Source organism: Streptomyces sp. B21-105, from assembly GCF_036898465.1.
Lineage (GTDB): Bacteria > Actinomycetota > Actinomycetes > Streptomycetales > Streptomycetaceae > Streptomyces.
Genome location: NZ_JARUMJ010000001.1, coordinates 4,321,759 through 4,340,364, shown reverse-complemented (window position 1 = coordinate 4,340,364; position 18,606 = coordinate 4,321,759). Strand labels below are relative to the sequence as shown.

Annotated in this window: 15 protein-coding genes, 1 tRNA gene and 2 pseudogenes; 11 read left to right on the top strand and 7 right to left on the bottom strand. The window is 70.2% G+C overall.

Annotated elements, in window-relative coordinates; genetic code table 11:
• The first annotated feature begins 269 nt into the window (after positions 1-269).
• Both QA802_RS19465 and phoP read left to right on the top strand, forming a co-directional pair.
• Complete coding sequence (locus tag QA802_RS19465; protein ID WP_334524303.1) at positions 270-1,604, top strand: sensor histidine kinase; 1,335 nt, start codon at positions 270-272, stop codon at positions 1,602-1,604.
• Between the two features lie 77 nt (positions 1,605-1,681).
• Positions 1,682-2,353 (top strand): two-component system response regulator PhoP, encoded by a 672-nt coding sequence (gene phoP, locus QA802_RS19460; protein WP_503461619.1) that lies wholly within the window; start codon positions 1,682-1,684, stop codon positions 2,351-2,353.
• A 146-nt stretch (positions 2,354-2,499) separates the two neighbouring features.
• On the opposite strand, the gene QA802_RS19455 is transcribed toward phoP, so the two are convergent.
• Entirely contained in the window at positions 2,500-3,156 is a 657-nt protein-coding gene (locus QA802_RS19455) for a copper chaperone PCu(A)C domain-containing protein (protein ID WP_334524300.1), read from the bottom strand.
• A 629-nt stretch (positions 3,157-3,785) separates the two neighbouring features.
• Here QA802_RS19455 and QA802_RS19450 point away from each other — a divergent pair.
• The 6 genes from QA802_RS19450 to QA802_RS19425 all read left to right on the top strand — a co-directional run bounded on the left by QA802_RS19450 (position 3,786) and on the right by QA802_RS19425 (position 10,590).
• Positions 3,786-4,268 (top strand): CarD family transcriptional regulator, encoded by a 483-nt coding sequence (locus QA802_RS19450; protein WP_003953493.1) that lies wholly within the window; start codon positions 3,786-3,788, stop codon positions 4,266-4,268.
• Between the two features lie 399 nt (positions 4,269-4,667).
• Positions 4,668-5,420, top strand: a complete 753-nt coding sequence (ispD, locus tag QA802_RS19445) for a 2-C-methyl-D-erythritol 4-phosphate cytidylyltransferase (RefSeq protein ID WP_319170479.1) — start codon at positions 4,668-4,670, stop codon at positions 5,418-5,420.
• Positions 5,410-5,952 carry a 2-C-methyl-D-erythritol 2,4-cyclodiphosphate synthase gene (gene ispF / locus QA802_RS19440; RefSeq protein WP_334524295.1) on the top strand — a complete coding sequence of 181 codons (543 nt, stop codon included), beginning with the start codon at positions 5,410-5,412 and terminating at the stop codon, positions 5,950-5,952. The genes ispD and ispF overlap by 11 nt, the downstream gene beginning before the upstream one ends.
• A 172-nt stretch (positions 5,953-6,124) precedes the next feature.
• On the top strand, positions 6,125-7,525 hold the full coding sequence (gene cysS, locus QA802_RS19435; RefSeq protein ID WP_334524293.1) for a cysteine--tRNA ligase: 1,401 nt from the start codon (positions 6,125-6,127) through the stop codon (positions 7,523-7,525).
• A 203-nt stretch (positions 7,526-7,728) separates the two neighbouring features.
• Positions 7,729-8,670 (top strand): 23S rRNA (guanosine(2251)-2'-O)-methyltransferase RlmB, encoded by a 942-nt coding sequence (gene rlmB, locus QA802_RS19430; RefSeq protein ID WP_334524290.1) that lies wholly within the window; start codon positions 7,729-7,731, stop codon positions 8,668-8,670.
• A gap of 216 nt (positions 8,671-8,886) precedes the next feature.
• Complete coding sequence (locus tag QA802_RS19425) at positions 8,887-10,590, top strand: DoxX family membrane protein (RefSeq protein ID WP_334524287.1); 1,704 nt, start codon at positions 8,887-8,889, stop codon at positions 10,588-10,590.
• A gap of 150 nt (positions 10,591-10,740) precedes the next feature.
• Here QA802_RS19425 and QA802_RS19420 read toward each other — a convergent pair whose 3' ends face one another.
• From QA802_RS19420 to QA802_RS19405, 4 genes and pseudogenes are all read right to left on the bottom strand, one after another.
• The gene (locus tag QA802_RS19420; protein ID WP_334524284.1) at positions 10,741-11,496 is read right to left on the bottom strand and encodes a nucleotidyltransferase family protein; all 756 of its coding nucleotides are present in this window, start codon (positions 11,494-11,496) and stop codon (positions 10,741-10,743) included.
• A gap of 98 nt (positions 11,497-11,594) precedes the next feature.
• Complete coding sequence (locus QA802_RS19415) at positions 11,595-12,065, bottom strand: hypothetical protein (protein ID WP_334524282.1); 471 nt, start codon at positions 12,063-12,065, stop codon at positions 11,595-11,597.
• A 234-nt stretch (positions 12,066-12,299) separates the two neighbouring features.
• On the bottom strand, positions 12,300-13,385 hold the full coding sequence (locus QA802_RS19410) for an ABC transporter ATP-binding protein (RefSeq protein WP_334524280.1): 1,086 nt from the start codon (positions 13,383-13,385) through the stop codon (positions 12,300-12,302).
• A 321-nt stretch (positions 13,386-13,706) separates the two neighbouring features.
• Positions 13,707-14,207: pseudogene (locus QA802_RS19405) on the bottom strand (RNA-guided endonuclease TnpB family protein); the annotation flags it as partial.
• 355 nt (positions 14,208-14,562) lie between these two features.
• Between QA802_RS19405 and QA802_RS19400 the strand changes: the two are divergent.
• A tRNA-Thr gene (locus QA802_RS19400) sits at positions 14,563-14,638 on the top strand.
• 182 nt (positions 14,639-14,820) lie between these two features.
• Here the strand turns inward: QA802_RS19400 and QA802_RS19395 are convergent.
• Positions 14,821-16,038, bottom strand: coding sequence for an IS110 family RNA-guided transposase (locus QA802_RS19395; RefSeq protein ID WP_334523172.1), 1,218 nt, complete (start codon positions 16,036-16,038; stop codon positions 14,821-14,823).
• 179 nt (positions 16,039-16,217) lie between these two features.
• A pseudogene (locus QA802_RS19390) lies at positions 16,218-16,484 on the bottom strand (hypothetical protein); the annotation flags it as partial.
• A gap of 59 nt (positions 16,485-16,543) precedes the next feature.
• Here QA802_RS19390 and QA802_RS19385 point away from each other — a divergent pair.
• Entirely contained in the window at positions 16,544-17,119 is a 576-nt protein-coding gene (locus QA802_RS19385) for an IS607 family transposase (protein ID WP_334523457.1), read from the top strand.
• Complete coding sequence (gene tnpB / locus QA802_RS19380) at positions 17,116-18,573, top strand: IS607 family element RNA-guided endonuclease TnpB (protein ID WP_334524277.1); 1,458 nt, start codon at positions 17,116-17,118, stop codon at positions 18,571-18,573. Before QA802_RS19385 ends, tnpB begins: the two co-directional genes overlap by 4 nt.
• The last annotated feature ends 33 nt before the right edge of the window (positions 18,574-18,606 follow it).

Sequence of the window (18,606 nt, the reverse complement as noted above, 5' to 3'; positions counted from 1 at the left end):
TCGTTCGGGCTCGGGGTTCGGGCTCGGGGTTCGGTCCGGGTTCGGGGTCGCCGGGGTCCGCGCCTGCTGAAGTCCGGGTCCGGCTCGGGGTCCGGGTCCGTCCTTCTCGGGTTCCGGGCTCCACGGTGCCACGGTCCGCCCCGTACGCGTCGATTTCCGTCACCCCAAATGAACCACCACCGGCTCCAAGGTGAACTCTGGGCGACGAGTGTTCGAGGTCGCACCTCCGCAGCTGTGGCCAGGACGGACGGCGTGCCTAACCTGAGGGCATGAACGTGAACGCGGCGGTCGCCGCAGCGGCAGCGATCGCCGGTGTGCTCACCGGTGTCATCGCCATGCTGGCGTTCCGCTGGAGCGAGCGGGAGCAGAAGCGCCCCACGCGCACCTCGCTGCACACGGGCCCCATGCTTCCGCCCGGTGTGGACACCGTCCTGTCCGTCCTGCGCTCCTCCGCCGTCGTGCTCGACGAGGCCGACGCCGTCGTCAAGGCCAGCTCCGCCGCCTACGCCCTCGGGCTGGTACGCGGCGGCCGGCTCAGCGTGGAGCCCATGCTCAAGATGGCCCGGGACACCCGGCGCGACGGCGAGATACGCCAGGTCGAACTGGATCTGCCCCGGCGCGGGACCGGGCGCGGCGAGGCCCTCGCCGTGTCGGCCCGGGTGGCCCCGCTGGGCTCCCGGCTGGTGCTGCTCCTGGTCGAGGACCTCACCGAGGCCCGTCGCATCGAGGCGGTCCGGCGGGACTTCGTGGCGAACGTCAGCCATGAGCTGAAGACCCCGGTCGGCGCGCTCTCCCTCCTCTCCGAGGCCGTCATGGACGCCTCGGAGGACCCGGAGGCGGTGGAACGGTTCGCCGGCCGCATGCAGATCGAGGCCACCCGGCTGACCAGCCTGGTCCAGGAGCTGATCGACCTGTCGAGGGTGCAGAACGACGACCCGCTCGAGGACGCCGAACCGGTCGGCGTGGCCGAACTGGTCGCCGAGGCCGTCGACCGCTGCCGGCACCAGGCCGGCGCCAAGCAGATCACCATGGCCTCGAACGTGGGCGCACCCGACGGGCTCGACCCGTCCGGCGCACCGCACGAGGACGACGCCGCCGGACTGCGCGTCTGGGGCAACCGCGGCCAGCTGGCCGCCGCCCTCGGCAACCTCGTCGAGAACGCCGTCAACTACTCGCCCGCCCGCACCCGCGTCGGCATAGCCGCACGCCGGGTCAACGCACCCGGCGGCGACCAGATCGAGATCGCCGTGACCGACCAGGGCATCGGCATCTCCGACAAGGACAAGGAGCGCATCTTCGAGCGCTTCTACCGCGTCGACCCGGCCCGCTCCCGTGCCACGGGCGGCACGGGCCTCGGGCTGGCGATCGTCAAGCACGTGGCCGCCTCGCACGGCGGGGAGGTCACGGTGTGGAGCGCCGAGAACCAGGGCTCCACGTTCACCCTGCGACTGCCGGAGGCGGGCGCGGCCCGTGACCGCGCGGACCAGTATCCGGACCCGGACGAGGTCGACGACGACGGCGACGACGTCGATGCCCTCGACGAGGTCACCCCCTCCTCCCACCCCTCACCCCGGACCCCGTCCCGCGCCGCATCCCCCGATTAGACATCCCCCGATTCGACATCCACCGATTCGACCGCGTACCAGACGCTTTCCGCCCCGGAGGCCCATCCGTGACCCGAGTGCTTGTCGTCGAGGACGAGGAGTCCTTCTCCGACGCCCTGTCGTACATGCTCCGCAAGGAGGGCTTCGAGGTCGCCGTCGCGACCACCGGGCCCGACGGACTCGACGAGTTCGAGCGCAACGGCGCCGACCTCGTCCTCCTCGACCTGATGCTGCCGGGGCTGCCCGGCACGGAGGTCTGCCGCCAGCTGCGCGGCCGCTCCAACGTCCCCGTGATCATGGTGACCGCCAAGGACAGCGAGATCGACAAGGTCGTCGGCCTGGAGATAGGAGCCGACGACTACGTCACCAAGCCCTTCTCCTCGCGCGAGCTGGTCGCCCGTATCCGGGCCGTCCTGCGCCGGCGGGGCGAGCCCGAGGAGTCGGCCCCGGCGGCGCTGGAGGCCGGCCCGGTCCGGATGGACGTCGACCGGCACGTGGTGACGGTCTCCGGTTCCAAGGTCGACCTCCCGCTCAAGGAGTTCGACCTGCTGGAGATGCTGCTGCGCAACGCCGGGCGCGTCCTGACCCGTATGCAGCTCATCGACCGGGTCTGGGGCGCCGACTATGTGGGCGACACCAAGACCCTCGACGTCCACGTCAAGCGTCTGCGCGCAAAGATCGAGCCGGACCCGGGCGCGCCGCGCTACCTGGTGACGGTGCGGGGCCTCGGCTACAAATTCGAGCCGTAAGCCGTAGTGGCCCGTAAGCCCGTAGGCCGTATGTCGTAGTCGTGCTCGGCCGGGTGAGAACGAAGGAGGGCGGCACCCGTGTCGGGTGCCGCCCTCCTCATGTCCGTGCGGAGCGCGGACAGGCCGTGAACTGGTACGGCCGGGCGTCAGCTGCCCGCTGCCGGGCTGTTCGAGGGGCTCGCCGAGCCGGACGGAGAAGGCGAGCCGGATCCGGCGGTGTCGCCCTCGCTCGCCGACTCCGAGGGCGACTTTGACGTGTCCTTGGAGGCGGACGCCGACGCGCTCGGCATCTTGCTCGGACCCCAGCCGGAGAAGTAGCCCTCGGCCGGCACGACGAAGGCGGCCACCTTGACCGCGCCGGTCTTGCTGAACGTGAAGGTGACGTCCTGCGCGTCGCCGTTCTTGACGGACTCACGGCCGCTCGGCAGGACGGCGGAGGCGTTGTTCGCGCCGCCGATGACGAGCGAGCCGTGGGCCGGGATCGTCAGCTCGCCCTTGCCCTTGGCGGGCTTGAGCTCGGCGGACGTGCCGGTGCCGTCGAGGGTGATGGAGTCGAGCGTCTGCGGATCGTCGTCGGCGTTGAAGACGGTCGCCGAGATCACGGCGGGCCCGGTGGCCTCCAGGTCGGGCTGGGTGATCACGACGACGTTCTGCAGCTTGATGTCGCCGACCTGGGCGGCGGCGTTGTCCGGCTTGATCTCCAGGGTCTGGGAGTCGTTTCCGGCGCCGCAGGCGGCGAGCGAGGCGATCGAGAACGCGATGGCGGAAGCGGCGAGGACGCCGCGTCGAAGGCTGCTGCTCACGGCTGCGGCAACTCCTTGAACGCACGGACGGCTCTCTGTTGAACAAAGCCGCCCTAAGGGTCAGTCAGGGGCCTCAGGTTATCGAGCCCTTCCCGCGCCGCCGCACCCGACCCGCCTCTTCGGCGATCGCGGGCGGAGGGGGTACATCCGTCACGCGTGTCCCAGGAGTCAGAAGCAACCCGTCAGTCACTTTGGCTTCACCAGTCGTCCCCCTGCTCGTCCGTCATTCAGATAAGCGCCGTCGACACGCCCTCGCGGATTTTCCGTGAAGGAATGCGAGACGGTCCGGGGAATTGATCACGGCCCCGGCCGAACGGCCGATGATCAATTCCGGAAACGAACGGTAACGGGCCAGTGGCGCCGAACGGAGTAGCGGAAGTCGCACATGCGCAAGCGGACATATGTGGACGTTCGGCCGATCGGGCGGGCCTCCGGATGCGTGTAACGTACGCGTTTCGCCCCCCTCGGAGAACGGCTCCGACCTGCGAATACCCGCTTCCGGCGACCCTCCGCAGCACGTTCCTGTCGCAGTTGTCAAGCCCCGAGATATGCCCTGACCTGCGAAAACGTCATTCAGGAACCGCAGTTTCCGTGTTACCCTGGATAGCCACGGAAGGGGTACCTGTCACATGACGTTCAAGGTTGGCGACACCGTGGTCTATCCCCATCACGGGGCCGCGCTGATCGAGGCTATCGAAACTCGCCAGATCAAAGGCGTGGACAAGACCTACTTGGTCCTGAAGGTCGCTCAGGGTGACCTGACGGTACGTGTGCCAGCGGACAATGCGGAGTTCGTCGGCGTGCGTGATGTGGTCGGTCAGGACGGGCTGGACCGGGTCTTCGAGGTGCTGCGCGCGCCGTACGCCGAGGAGCCCACAAACTGGTCGCGTCGTTACAAGGCAAATCTGGAGAAGCTCGCCTCCGGCGATGTCATCAAGGTCGCGGAAGTCGTGCGTGACCTGTGGCGTCGTGAGCGCGAGCGCGGACTCTCCGCAGGTGAGAAGCGCATGCTCGCCAAGGCTCGCCAGATCCTGGTGAGCGAGCTCGCTCTCGCGGAGAACACCAACGAGGACAAGGCGGAAGCCCTGCTCGACGAGGTTCTCGCGTCCTGACGCCGGGCCTGGACCGGTCTTCAGCACACTGAGGAACACTGAACTGCCGCGGTGCCCGATGACGTATCCCCGTCGCCGGGCGCTGCGGCATGTTCGCACCCTCGCGAACGGACACCGCCGCGCGCACCCTGCTCGCTGTTTCCGTGCTCGCGCTCTCAGCGCGCTCGCCCTGTGTCGTCCGGTGTGCGTGCCGTCCTGTGTGCCTCCCGGTGCGCACCCGCCGACGAGTCGACCGATCCGTACCGCCCCCACGAGGGTGCTGATCCCCCGATACTTGATGTGCCGGGCCCGGGCTGCCGCCTGACCGGCACGTCACGGAAGGGTCCGGTCAAGGCGTCGCGCCCGGCACTTCCCAGGCCATACCCACGCCAGGCCAGCACACAAACCTGACAGGAACCGATGTCTGACGATTCGCGTCCCTCCCCCGCGCCGGCCCGCACCGCGGCGGTGATTCCGGCCGCCGGGCGAGGTGTCCGCCTCGGTCCGGGCGCCCCCAAAGCGCTCCGCACGCTCAGCGGCACGCCCATGCTGATCCACGCGGTGCGCGCACTCGCCGCGTCCCGCGCGGTCTCCCTCGTCGTCGTCGTGGCCCCGCCGGACGGCGCCGCCGAGGTCAAGTCGCTGCTCGACGCGCACGCGCTGCCCGACCGCACCGACTTCCTGGTCGTCCCCGGCGGCGAGTCCCGCCAGGAGTCCGTGAAACTGGGCCTGGACGCGCTGCCGCCCGGCCACGACATCGTGCTGGTCCACGACGCCGCCCGCCCCCTGGTCCCCGTCGACACGGTGGACGCCGTCATCGAGGCGGTACGCCACGGCGCCCCGGCGGTCGTCCCGGCGCTGCCGCTCGCCGACACCGTCAAGGAGGTCCGTCCGGCCGAGACCGCGGGCGACCCCGAACCGGTCGTCGCCACTCCCGACCGCGCCCGGCTGCGGGCCGTGCAGACCCCGCAGGGCTTCGACCGCGCCACCCTCGTCCGCGCCCACGAAACCGTCACGGACAACGTCACCGACGACGCGAGCATGGTCGAACAACTCGGTCTGACGGTCGTCGTCGTCCCCGGTCACGAGGAGGCCTTCAAGGTCACCCGCCCCCTCGACCTGGTCCTCGCCGAAGCGGTCCTGGCCCGCAGGAGGCTCAACGATGGCTTCTGAAACGGCTCCTGAAACGGCTCCTGAAACGGCCTACGAGACGCCCGTCGGCAGCGTGCCGCTCCCGCAGGTGGGCATCGGCACCGACATCCACGCCTTCGAAGACGGCCGCGAACTGTGGTGCGCCGGCCTCAAGTGGGAGGGCGAGGGCCCCGGACTGGCCGGCCACTCCGACGCGGACGTCGTCGCGCACGCCGCCTGCAACGCGCTCTTCTCCGCCGCCGGACTCGGCGACCTGGGACAGCACTTCGGCACCGGACGCCCCGAGTGGTCCGGCGCGTCGGGCGTCACCCTCCTCACCGAGGCGGCCCGGATCGTCCGCGAGGCCGGTTTCCTCATCGGCAACGTCGCCGTGCAGGTCGTCGGACCCCGCCCCAAGATCGGCAAACGCCGCGACGAGGCCCAGAAGCTGCTGTCGGACGCTGCGGGCGCCCCGGTGTCCGTGTCCGGAGCGACGACGGACGGACTGGGCTTCCCCGGCCGCGGCGAGGGCCTGATGGCGGTGGCCACGGCCCTGGTGGTGCGGCAGGCATGACCACGCCGTCGTGAGGCGCGAGACGTGAGGCGCGAGGACGACGGCGGCGGCGCGAGGGCGCGAGGGCGCGAGGGGACAGGCCGTCCCGCCCTCCCCGGTCCGCCAGACGGTCCGCCAGGGGCCTGCCCGGTGAAGGTGTCGGACATCGCCCCGGGCCCACTACCCTGGAGTGGTGACTATTCGCCTGTACGACACCAGCGCCCGGCAGATCCGTGACTTCGCCCCGCTCACACCGGGTTGCGTCTCGATCTACCTCTGTGGCGCCACCGTGCAGGCCGCCCCGCACATCGGGCACGTCCGCTCGAACCTGAACTTCGACATCATGCGCCGCTGGTTCACCCACCGCGGCTACGACGTCACGTTCATCCGCAACGTCACCGACATCGACGACAAGATCATCGCCAAGTCGCACGACCAGGGCCGCCCCTGGTGGTCGATCGGGTACGAGAACGAGCGCGCCTTCAACGACGGCTACCAGGCGCTGGGTTGCCTGCCGCCGACCTACGAACCCCGCGCCACCGGCCACGTCCCCGAGATGATCGAGATGATGCGCGGCCTGATCGAGCGCGGCCACGCCTACGAGTCCGACGGCAACGTCTACTTCGACGTGCGTTCCTTCCCGGAGTACCTCCAGCTGTCCAACCAGGAACTGGACAACCTGCTCCAGCCCTCGGCGGACGGCGAGACCGGCAAGCGCGACCAGCGCGACTTCGCCCTGTGGAAGTCCGTCAAGCCGGGAGAGCCGAGCTGGGAGACGCCCTGGGGCCGCGGCCGTCCCGGCTGGCACCTCGAATGCTCGGCGATGGCGCACAAATACCTCGGCCCCGTCTTCGACATCCACGGCGGCGGCCTCGATCTGATCTTCCCGCACCACGAGAACGAGATCGCCCAGGCCAAGGCCTTCGGCGACGAGTTCGCGCGCTACTGGGTGCACAACGCCTGGGTCACCATGAGCGGCGAGAAAATGTCGAAGTCGCTGGGCAACAGCGTCCTCGTCTCCGAGATGGTCAAGCAGTGGCGGCCCATCGTGCTGCGCTACTACCTCGGCACCCCCCACTACCGCTCGATGATCGAGTACAGCGAGGAAGCCCTGCGCGAGGCCGAGTCGGCGTTCGCGCGGATCGAGGGCTTCGTGCAGCGCGTCGTCGAGAAGGCCGGGGGAGTCGTCGAGCCGGCCGCCGAGGTGCCGCCCGCCTTCGCCGACGCGATGGACGACGACCTCGGCGTCCCGCAGGCACTGGCCATCGTGCACACCACGGTCCGGCAGGGGAACTCGGCCCTCGCCGCCGACGACAAGGAAGCCGCGGTGGCCCGCCTCGCCGAGGTCCGCGCCATGCTCGGCGTCCTCGGCCTGGACCCGCTGGACGCCCGGTGGGCCGGCGGGGAGAGCCGGGGCGAGGACCTGCACGGCGTGGTCGACAGCCTCGTACGACTCGTCCTCGACCAGCGCGAGTCCGCCCGCGCACGCAAGGACTGGGGGACCGCGGACGCCATCCGCGACCAACTCGCCCAGTCCGGCCTGACCATCGAGGACAGCCCACAGGGCCCGCGCTGGACACTGGGCCCGCGCTAGGACGGATCGGGACAGGTTCGGGCGGATCCGGACAGGTTCTGGCAGATCAGGTGAATCCGTGTAGGTCGGACGCATCCTGGTGCCGCGGCGGGACTCCGCACGGAGTCCCGTCCTTGATCGACTGTGCCGCCCGGCCGTCCGGGCGGCACACTGCATAAGACCGCATACGACATACGTACGACGCTCACGGAGACGAGAGACACATGGCAGCCAACAACCGCCGCATGTCCGGCAAGAAGGGCGCGCAGGTCGGCAGTGGCGGCCAGCGACGCAAGGGCCTCGAGGGCAAGGGCCCGACCCCGCCCGCCGAGATGCGCAAGAAGCACAAGGCGAACCGCATCGCCAACGCCAAGGCGAAGCAGACCGCGCGCCGGCCCGCGCCGCGCGGCCGCGGCGGCAAGGGCACGTCCGAGATGGTCGTCGGCCGCAACCCGGTCGTCGAGGCGCTGCGCGAGGGCGTGCCCGCCACGATGCTGTACGTCCAGCAGTTCATCGACAACGACGAGCGCGTGCGCGAAGCGCTCCAGCTCGCCGGCGAACGCGGCGGCATCCACCTCATGGAGGCCCCGCGCCCCGAGCTGGACCGCATGACCAACGGCCTCAACCACCAGGGCCTGGTCCTCCAGGTCCCGCCCTACGAGTACGCGCACCCCGAGGACCTGGCGTCCGCCGCCTACGACAACGGCGAGGACCCGCTGATCGTCGCCCTCGACGGCGTCACCGACCCGCGCAACCTGGGCGCCGTCGTCCGCTCGGTCTCCGCCTTCGGCGGGCACGGCGTCGTCGTCCCCGAGCGTCGCGCGGCCGGCATGACGGCCGGCGCCTGGAAGACCTCCGCCGGCACGGCCGCCCGCACCCCGGTCGCCCGCGCCACCAACCTCACCCGGGCCCTGGAGGCCTACAAGAAGGCCGGCATCGCGGTGGTCGGCCTGGCCGCCGACGGCGAGCACGAGGTCGGCACCCTGAAGGCGCTCGACGGCCCGGTCGTCATCGTCGTCGGCAGCGAGGGCAAGGGGCTGTCCCGACTGGTCGGCGAGACCTGCGACTTCCGCGTCCGGATCCCGATGCCGGGCGGCGCGGAATCGCTCAACGCCGGTGTGGCGGCGGGCATCGTGCTGTACGAGGCGGCTCGCCGCAGGGCCTGACGCGGCGCGCCGCGGGAGCCTGACGCGGCTCGGGTGGGCTCGGCGGCGTGCCGGCGTCATGTCACGTGACATGCCCGGCGACATGCCCGGGGTGAGGGAACACCCGTCCGCGAGTTCACCTGAACGGGTCAATCCCGGCGCGAAGTGCAACCTTGACGGAGTCCGGACAGATCCAGCGAGTCAAAGCAGTGTCCTAACCACACGTCACTCGGTTAGATGAGTGTGGACACCAGAACACCCCGCACACCCACGGGGGACCGCTCGTCGGGATTCGACGACGCTCCCGCGCTGAGCATGGTGAAGGTGCCGAGCGACCCGGCGCAGATCATCGTCAGCCACGCGAGCTTCCGCGTGCAGCTCAACGCGTCGACGCGGCGTAACCAAAACCCGCGGATCGCCCGGCACGTGAGCGCCATCGATGACACCGCGCGCATGGCCGCCGTCGGGGCGGTGGGCAGAGCGGCCGCCACCTCCGCGGGTCGCCGGCGAGCCGTCGTCTGGAGCGGCAAGTCCGCACCCGACGACACCGGCGCCCACCGACTGCTCCAGGCCGTGCGGGCAGGCAGCATCGGCCACGGCGAACCACCCGCGGCCGACGCCGGAGCCACCCAGGTCATCCCCCGCGTCGGCACCGGCGACCGCGGATACGACGGCGGATACGACCGCGGATACGACCGGGGACACGACAGCGACCTCGCCGCACAGACCCTCGAGACCCCCGTCGTCGGCGCCCAACGCCGGCCCGCAGCCGGCGAGAACCGCATCCTGCCGAACATGCGCACCGTAGGCAGCGCCTACGACGAACCCGCCTACGACGACGCCCGGTTCGAGGACTTCGGCCCCACCAGCCCCGGCCCCGACCCCGACCGCCCCCGCACCCCCCGCACCCGACGCCACGGCGACGACCCGGCCCGCCACGCCTACTTCCCGGGCCGCCGGATGAACCTCGGCGTGGTCCTGCTCCCGCTGCGCATCTTCCTCGGCTTCATCTCCATCTACGCCGGCATGGGCAAGCTCTGCGACCCCGTCTACTTCGACGGCGGCAAACGCGGCTCGATGGTCAAGTGGCTGAACACCCTGCACCCCTGGGAAGTCGCCGAACCCCTGCACCAGTTCGCCCTCCACCACCCCGTCGGCTCCGGCCTCGTCATCGCCTTCCTCCAGGTCGTCGTCGGCGTCCTCACCGTCCTCGGCTGCTGGCAGCGCGTCGCCGCCGTCGTCGGAGCCGGACTCTCCGCCGCGCTCATCGTCACCGTCAGCTGGAAGGCCACACCGGCCTACGACACCCCCCACATCATCTACCTCGCCGCCTGGTCGCCGCTGATCATCGCGGGCGCCCCCGTCTACTCCATCGACGGCCGCCTCGCCGCCGGCGCCTGGCGCCGCCTGGGCCCCCGTTCCGACCTGTGGGAACTGCGCCGCTACGTCCTGCGCCGCGGCACCCTCGTCACCGCGATCGTCGTCGGCCTGACCCTGCTGACCGGCTCCCTGCTCGGCGGCGCCGTCCGCGACGCCGACCGGGTGATCGTCCCCGGCCCCGGCGAGCCCCCTCGCAACGAACTGCCCGGCTCGCCGCTGCCCGAGAAGTCCGGCACGCACAAGGCCTCCCGCAAGCCCGCCGCCTCCACCTCACCCACCCAGGGCGCCACCTCGGCCGCCCCGACGGCAGGCGCCGACAGCGAACCCCCCGAGTCCCGCGACACCGGCACCGGCGGCGGAGCGCCCAGCCAGACCCAGGGCACCGCCGGCCAGGCCCCGCCCGAGCGCTCCGCCCCGCAGGAGCAGGCCCCCAGCACCAGCTCCGGCCCCAGCTCGGGCGGCGCCACCAGCAGCTCCGGCGGCTCGGACGGCGGCTCGAACAGCGGCGGCGGCTCCACCTCCTCCGGCCAGCCCGGCCTGGTCGGCGGCCTCCTCGGCTAGACCGACCCGAAGGCGAGCACGAAGGGTGCCGCGCGCTTACAGCGCACGGCACCCTTCTCCCTTGGTTCAGCGAAGCTCAGCGGCCTTTCAGCGACGCTCAGCGAAGCTCAGTCGCCCTCAGCCTTGACCCTCAGCGAAGCTCAGTCGCCCTCAGCCTTGACCCTCAGTCGGCCCTCGGCGGCCCTGCGCCGCGAGCTCCTTCGCCGCCTCCGTCAGATCCTTCGCGGTGTCGATGGCCCGCCAGTACGCCCCCTGCGGGATCGGGAAACCCGCCAGCCGCCGCTCACGCGCCAGATGCGGGAACGTCGTGCGCTCGTGGTCGCCACGCTCCGGCAACAGCCCCGCGAACGCCGGCGAGAACACATACACACCCGCATTGATCTCGTACGTCGTCGGCGGCGCCTCGATGAAGTCCGTGATGTGACCGAAGCCGTCCGTCTGCACCGCACCCCACGGAATGCGCGGGCGCGCCAACGCCAGAGTCGCTATCGCGTCCCGCTCGGTGTGGAAGTCGGCCATCTCACGCAGCGAGAAACGGGTCCAGATGTCACCGTTCGTGGCGTACCAGGGCCGGTCGGGACGGGGCAGCCGAGCGGCCGCGTACTTCAGGCCACCGCCACGGCCCAGCGGCTCGGTCTCCACGACCGTGGTGACATCGACGGGCAGATCGGCCGTCTTCAGCCAGTCCTGCAGCACCTCGGCGAGATGTCCGCAGGAGACGACGACGTCCGTCACACCCTCCTCGGCGAGCCAGACAAGCTGATGGCCGATGATCGGCGTCCCCGTGCCGGGGATCTCGACCATCGGCTTGGGCCGGTCATCGGTGTAAGGACGCAGCCGTGACCCCTGGCCACCGGCCAGGATGACGGCTTGCGTGGGACGGGACGCGGCGTGCGGATCGGTCATGACCGCACTGTACGTGCCGCCCGTGCGCAGGCAGGCGTGCGGCTCCCCCGGCGGGAGGGGAGCCGCACGGTCCAAAACGGGCACCGGGCCCGTGGCCCTCAGCCGCGCGCCGCCAGGACGCCCGACGCGAACGCCGTGTCACATACCGGGCGGGAGTACGACTGCGCCCGCGACGGACCGTACATACGGACCGCCGCGCGGCCCAGCGCGCGAGCGATGGACGAACAGTGCCGCGCCAACGACGGCTTGCCGTTCACAGCAGCCTGGAGATGGGTCAGGGCGACGCCCGGATCCTTCTCCTGGAGCTCGGACAGCAACTGGTCGCGCAACACGTCCTGCGGGGCCTGGGCGGCCTTCCGCGAGGACTGGTGCGCGGCGGAGACGTCGGAGGCGGTGAGCACCGAATCCGAGGGGCTCCCCGACCAGTTGACCCGGGTGACCGCAAGGGTCCCGGAGAGCACCATGACGACGGGCAGGACGAGCGCGAGCGAGCGGCCGATCCGGCGGGCTGGGCCGCCCCGGCCGCTGCGCGAGCGCTGGGTGGTGGAGTGGTTCGCGGAGTGCTTCACGCGTGAGAGGGTAGCGTGCAGTAATGAGCCAGCGACAATGCGTCACCCGAACGGGGGATGGAGCTGTGCTCCTTTTCGGGTAAGGCGTTGACGATCGCACGCCGAAATGTCCGCTGTGCCGGGGATTCCGCACACACCGAAAAAAGGCCCCGCAGCAGGCTGCGAGGCCTTTTTCACCAACCAGGGTGAATCACCCGAGTTTAATCAGGCGCACATCCACCGTCGTCGCTCCGGTCAGTCCGACAGGCGGGCACCCGTCGACGTCGAGAACACGTGGGTCTCGCCCGCACGCGGCACGACGTGCAGCGTGCTGCCCTTCTCCGGGACGTCACGGCCACCGACACGCACCACGAGGTCCTTCGTCTCGTCGCCGACCTTGGCGCTGCCGTAGACGAAGGCGTCCGAGCCGAGCTCCTCGACCACGTTCACCGTGACCGCGAGACCCTTCTCCACACCGGTGGCCACGTCGAAGTGCTCGGGACGGACACCCACCGTGACCGTCTTGTCGGTGGCGGCAGCGAGCGCGTCACGCTGCACCGGCACCACCGAGTTGCCGAACTTCACACCACCGTCGGTGATCGGCACCTCGACGAGGTTCATCGCCGGCGAACCGATGAAGCCGGCCACGAACAGGTTCGCGGGCCTGTCGTACATGTTGCGCGGGGTGTCGACCTGCTGCAGCAGACCGTCCTTCAGCACCGCCACCCGGTCACCCATCGTCAGCGCCTCGACCTGGTCGTGGGTGACGTACACGGTGGTGATGCCGAGACGACGCTGCAGCGACGCGATCTGCGTACGCGTCGACACACGGAGCTTGGCGTCCAGGTTCGACAGCGGCTCGTCCATGAGGAACACCTGCGGCTCACGCACGATGGCACGGCCCATCGCCACACGCTGACGCTGACCACCGGAAAGCGCCTTCGGCTTGCGGTCCAGGTAGTCGGTCAGGTCGAGGATCTTCGCCGCCTCCTCGACCTTCTGCCGGATCTCCGCCTTGTTCACGCCGGCGATCTTCAGCGCGAAGCCCATGTTGTCGGCGACCGACATGTGCGGGTACAGCGCGTAGTTCTGGAACACCATCGCGATGTCCCGGTCCTTCGGCGGCAGGTGAGTCACGTCACGGTCACCGATGCGGATCGCACCGCCGTTGACGTCCTCGAGCCCCGCGAGCATGCGGAGCGAGGTGGACTTACCGCAGCCGGACGGGCCGACCAGGACGAGGAACTCGCCGTCCGCGATGTCGATCTCGAGCGCGTCGACGGCGGGCTTCGTGGAGCCCGGGTAAATCCGGGTCGCCTTGTCGAACGTAACAGTGGCCATGGCTCTGAGGCCCCCTTCTACCGGCAGGAACGTGCCGGACGATCCGTTGTAGGAAGGTGGTTGGTGTAGTCCACATGAGCGAACTGGGTCAGGACGCTACCCCGCGTTCGCCGGATCTGTCAGTACCCGAAGGCATGTGAACTTCGCGGAAATTCTCGACCGAGGCAGAGCACCGCACTTTTGACCTTGATTCCTGCTTCACCGCCCGCCGCCGGCCACACACAGCCCTGTGAGCTGCGCCTGACCGGTCTTACACGGGCTCCACAGGCTTTCCGGCCGACGGCCCGTCGGTCCGTACCGCATCGGGGGCTCCGGCCGCGCCTACGCGGCCAGCAACCGCAGCCCCTCGTCCCGAAGGTTCACCGCCGCGTTCACATCCCGGTCGTGGACCGCCCCGCACCCGGAACACGTCCACCGCCGCACCGAGACGTCCAGCCGCTCGCCCACGGCATGACAGGCCGAGCAGCGACGGGTCGACGGGAAGAAGCGGTCCACCACCACCAGCTCCCGCCCGTACCACTCGCACTTGTACCGCAGCTGCCGCAACAACTCACCCCAACTCGCGTCGAGGATCGCCTCGTTCAGCCTCGACTTCCGCCGCCGACCCTTGCCGCCCCGCAGCCGCGACAGGGACGCGACGGACAGGTCCTCCACCACGAGCACTTGGTTCTCGCGCACGAGGCGGGTGGTCAGCTGATCCAGCATGTCCCTGCGCACATCCGAGATCAGCGCATACAGGCGCGCGATCCTCTGCCGGACCTTCGCCCGGTTCTTCGGCCTGCTCCTCGGCCGGGTAGAAGCGGAACCGGTAGACGCGGTGACGGGTGTCGGGGGCCCCGGTGTGGGGCTGCAGACGCGTCGCCTTGCGCGTGTGGTGCTTGCGGCGGTCGCCGACGCCGAGCATCTCGCGCTTGATGCGCTCGGCCTCGTCCCCCTTCACCGCTTCCGGCGTCGGCTTCTCCGCCATCCGCGTCATCTCCGCCTCTTCGCGGTCCTCCCCATGGATCCCTCCTTGGCGATCCGATCTTCGGAACAGCACGTCAGACCGATCAACGAACGGGTGCACGGATGGTTACGCACAGTTCTCAGCGGGTTGGAGGGGAGAAGTTCGTGGCCTTCAGAAACGGGGGCTGTGTACAGTGGAGCCGCCTTCGCGTGCGGTGTCGTCACGCGCAGTGCCTCCTTAGCTCAGTCCGGCCCAGAGCGGCTCACTTGTAATGAGCAGGTCGTCGGTTCGAATCCGACAGGGGGCTCAAGGGAAAGCCCAGGTCAGGATGTCTCTGGCCTGGGCTTTTTTGCGTCTCTCGCCTGTCCGGCGTTGCTGTCAGCCGCGCAGGAGGCGGGCGGTTTCCAGCCTGCTCGGCTCCGGGGGGTGCCTCTATGTTCTTCGTCAAAGCACCCTTGTCGGGTTTGGGGTGATTCGGTCTTGCTGGGGTCATGCGGCGAGCTCGACGTCCGCGGGTGTGCGGGCTTCGTAGAAGGTGCCGTCTCGGAGCATGGCGAACAGGACGCTGATGCGTTGGCGGGCGAGGCGGAGGAGGGCTTGGGTGTGGGTTTTGCCGCGGGTTCGTTGCTTGTCGTAGTAGGCGCGGGAGGCGGGATCGGCGTTCATGCAGGCGAAGGCGGAGAGGAACATGGCGCGTTTGAGCTGGCGGTTGCCGCCTCGGGGTGCGTGTTCGCCGTGGATCGAGGTCCCCGAGGACTTTGTGGTCGGGGCGAGTCCGGCGTAGGAGGCCAGGTGGGCGGCGGTGGGGAAGCTGGTGCCGTCGCCGACGGTGACCAGCAGGACGGCGGCGGTCCTGACGCCGACGCCGGGCATCGACGTCAGGACCGGGGAAAGAGGGTGGGCCTCCAGCAGGGCGTTGATCTGGGCTTCCAGGGCCCGGCGCTGTTCGTGGACAGCGGCGAGCGAGCGGGCCAGGGAGGGCACGACGATGTCGAGGGTGCCGGTCCCCGGGACCACGACGGTCTGCTCGTCCAACGCCTCGAAGACATCGTCGATCAGCCGCTGGGCCATGCGCGGGGCTTTGGGCCGGATGAGCTCGACGAGCCTGCGGCGGCCGGCCTTTCGCAGTGCGGCGGGGGAGCCGTAGCGCTCCAGCAGCCAGGTGACGGCCTGGTGGTCGAGGCGGGGGCCCAGAACGCGCTCCAGCGACGGGTGGAACTGGGTGAGCAGGCCGCGTATCCGGTTGGACGTGCGGGTGGCCTCGGCCGCGAGGTCCTGGTCGAAGCCGACGAGCACGGTCAGTTCGGCGGTGATCTCGTCGGTGAGTTCCAGCGAGCGCAGGGTGTGCGGCATGGTGCGGGCCGCATCCGCGATGACCGTGGCGTCCTTCGCGTCGGTCTTGGCCTCGCCCGGATACAGGTCGGCGATCCGCCGCATCGCGAGTCCGGGCAGGTAGGCGACCTGGCAGCCCGTGTCCCGGGCGACCGTGAGCGGGAGGGCTCCGATGGATGCGGGCTGGTCCACGATCACCAGGACGGTGCCGAACTTCGCGGCCAGTTTGTCGAACACCGCCCGCAGTTTCGGCTCGCTGTTGGGCAGCTGCTTGTCGAAGACCTTCTTGCCGGCCGGAGTCAGCCCGTGGCCGTGATGTGAGCTCTTGCCGACGTCCAGGCCGAGGAACACGCCAACGTCTTCGGTGTCGAACATCGCGCCCTTCCAGGGGAGTTGTACGTGCCGGCCTCGGCGGTGGTGTCGTACGCGCGCATCCACGTTATGCAGACCTGCCGCCCGCGACTGTCCGGCGTTGCGCCGGACCGGGCGGTGGCCGGACCTCTCATCAGCGTCTCCGACGGCACCTCCCGAGCCCGGTGACACCACCCCCCAGGTCATGCCTTCGACAGGGGGACACAGTCATGCCGGGCCCGGAGGCCAGCGGCCCTCTTGCAGGACCGCGAAGAACATAACGGGCGGCCGTCCTCGATCTCCCAGAGGCAGTGCTGGAGGACGCGGGCGAGGGTCCAGGCGCGGGCTCGTTCGCGGTCGAGGCCGAGGGTGGCGGTCAGTGCGTCGAAGCGCCAGTGCACGTCCGCCGGGTCGTAGTGGTTGGCGATGGCCGGCAGGAGTTCGAAACCGGGGTCGCCGGCGAGGGGCTGACAACTGCTGCGTGGTTCATCAGTAAACCTCAGTGTTTCTCATCTGCTATCTTGATCGTGTGAAGCTTTCCGAGTGGGCGGCACGCAACGGCGTGCACTACCAGACCGCGTGGGCGTGGGCGAAAGAGGGCCGTATGCCGGTCCCTGTGCGCCAGACGCCATCCGGGACGTGGCTGGTCGACGAGCCCGCCTCGGAGGCATCCGGCCGGGTCGTGGCGTACTGCCGGGTCTCATCGGCGGACCAGAAGCCGGACCTTGACCGGCAGGTCGCCCGCGTGGTCCAAGGAGCTACCGGGCTCGGCCTGCCGGTTGCGCAGGTCGTGACCGAGGTCGGCTCGGGGCTGAACGGGCGGCGCCGCAAGCTGCACCGGCTGCTGTCCGACCCGCAAGCGGCGGTGATCGTGGTGGAGCACCGCGACCGGCTGGCCCGGTTCGGCGTCGAGCACCTGGAGGCCGTGCTATCGGCGTCCGGGCGGCGGCTGGTCGTCCTCGACCCCGCCGAGACCGCCGATGACCTGGTGCGGGACATCACCGAGGTACTGACGTCGATGTGTGCGCGCTTGTACGGGCGGCGGGCTGCGAAGAACCGGGCCGCCCGCGCGGTGGCCGTAGCGACCGGCGAGGCCGCCGAGTGAAGAAGTTCCAGCCGCAGCCCGGGTTCGTGGTCCAGGCGTTCCGCTTCGCCCTGGACCCGAACGCCGCCCAGGAGGCCGCGTCGCGCTCGCACTGCGGTGCCGCGCGGGCCGCGTACAACTGGGCTGTCGGCTGGGTGACCGCCTCGTGGTGGCAGCGGAAGGCCGAGGAGACCTACGGCGTCCCCGAGGAGGACCTGACCGAGTGGCGGCCGTGGTCGCTGCCCGCCCTGCGGAAGGCGTTCAACACCGCCAAGTACACCGACCCGCGTTTCGCGTCCTGGTGGCAGGAGAACTCCAAGGAGGCGTACAGCACCGGCCTGGCAGGCGCGTCGGCCGCGTTCGACAACTACGCGAAGTCGAAGAACGGCAAGCGTCGCGGCAAGCGGGTGGGCGCGCCCCGGTTCAAGTCGAAGCGGAAGGCTCGTCCGTCCTGCCGGTTCACCACCGGCACGATCCGTGTCGACACCGACGGCCGGCACGTGACGCTGCCCCGGCTGGGCACGGTCCGCGTCCACGAGCCGACGCACAAGCTCCTCAACCGTGTCCAGGGCGGGACGGCCCGGATCCTGTCCGCGACGGTCCGGCATGAACGCGGACGCTGGTTCGTGTCCTTCCAGGCAGAGGTGAAGCACGACCTCGAGCGCGTCACGCGCCCGGACGTGACGGTCGGCATCGATCTCGGGGTGAAGACCCTCGCGGTGACGGCCGACAGCACGGGCGAGATCCGCACCGTCGCGAACCCCGGACACTACGACCAGGCGCGCAAACAGTTGCGCCGCGCGTCCCGTGTCGTCTCCCGCCGCCAGGGCCCCGACCGCAGGACCGGCCAGAAGCCCTCGAAGCGGTGGGAGAAGGCCAACGCCCAGCGGAACAAGGTCCACCACCGCGTCGCGAACCTCCGCGAAGACGCCCTGCACAAGCTCACCACGAGTGTCGCGGCCGAGTACGGCACTGTCGTCGTCGAGGACCTCAACGTCGCCGGGATGCTCCGCAACCGGCGCCTGGCCCGCCGTATCGCCGACGCCGGGTTCGGGGAGATTCGCCGCCAGCTCGACTACAAGACCCTCCAGCGCCACGCCACCCGCATGGTGGTCGCGGACCGCTGGTACCCGTCCTCGAAGACCTGTTCCGGGTGCGGCGCGGTGAAAGCCAAGCTGCCGCTGCACGTCCGGACGTACGAATGCGACGCCTGCGGCCTGGTTCTCGACCGGGACGACAACGCCGCACTCAACCTCGCCGCTCTCGCGGCAGCCTGCGTGACTGGTACCGGAGTGGCCGGAGACCAGGACACCGCCCCGGCGGTGTCGAAGCCTCGTGGAGCCGACCACAAGACCCGCGCCACCCGCCCCCGCCGCAAGGCGAGCGCGGGGCGGGCAGGTGGCGCAACCCTGCCGCACCAGCGGCAGACGGAAGCGAGAGACCGTACTCAAGCCGAAGCCCTCACGCTCTGGTGATGAGACGGACCTTCCGGGCCGGAATGCCCGGAA

Bases quoted from the DNA above. Each gene is read 5' to 3' on its own strand.
- QA802_RS19420 (WP_334524284.1), bottom strand. From the start codon at position 11,496: ATGACCGATCCGCACGCCGCGTCCCGTCCCACGCAAGCCGTCATCCTG.
- QA802_RS19425 (WP_334524287.1), top strand. From the start codon at position 8,887: ATGAGTGTGGACACCAGAACACCCCGCACACCCACGGGGGACCGCTCG.
- rlmB (WP_334524290.1), top strand. From the start codon at position 7,729: ATGGCAGCCAACAACCGCCGCATGTCCGGCAAGAAGGGCGCGCAGGTC.
- ispD (WP_319170479.1), top strand. From the start codon at position 4,668: ATGTCTGACGATTCGCGTCCCTCCCCCGCGCCGGCCCGCACCGCGGCG.
- QA802_RS19450 (WP_003953493.1), top strand. From the start codon at position 3,786: ATGACGTTCAAGGTTGGCGACACCGTGGTCTATCCCCATCACGGGGCC.
- QA802_RS19395 (WP_334523172.1), bottom strand. From the start codon at position 16,038: ATGTTCGACACCGAAGACGTTGGCGTGTTCCTCGGCCTGGACGTCGGC.
- QA802_RS19410 (WP_334524280.1), bottom strand. From the start codon at position 13,385: ATGGCCACTGTTACGTTCGACAAGGCGACCCGGATTTACCCGGGCTCC.
- ispF (WP_334524295.1), top strand. From the start codon at position 5,410: ATGGCTTCTGAAACGGCTCCTGAAACGGCTCCTGAAACGGCCTACGAG.
- QA802_RS19465 (WP_334524303.1), top strand. From the start codon at position 270: ATGAACGTGAACGCGGCGGTCGCCGCAGCGGCAGCGATCGCCGGTGTG.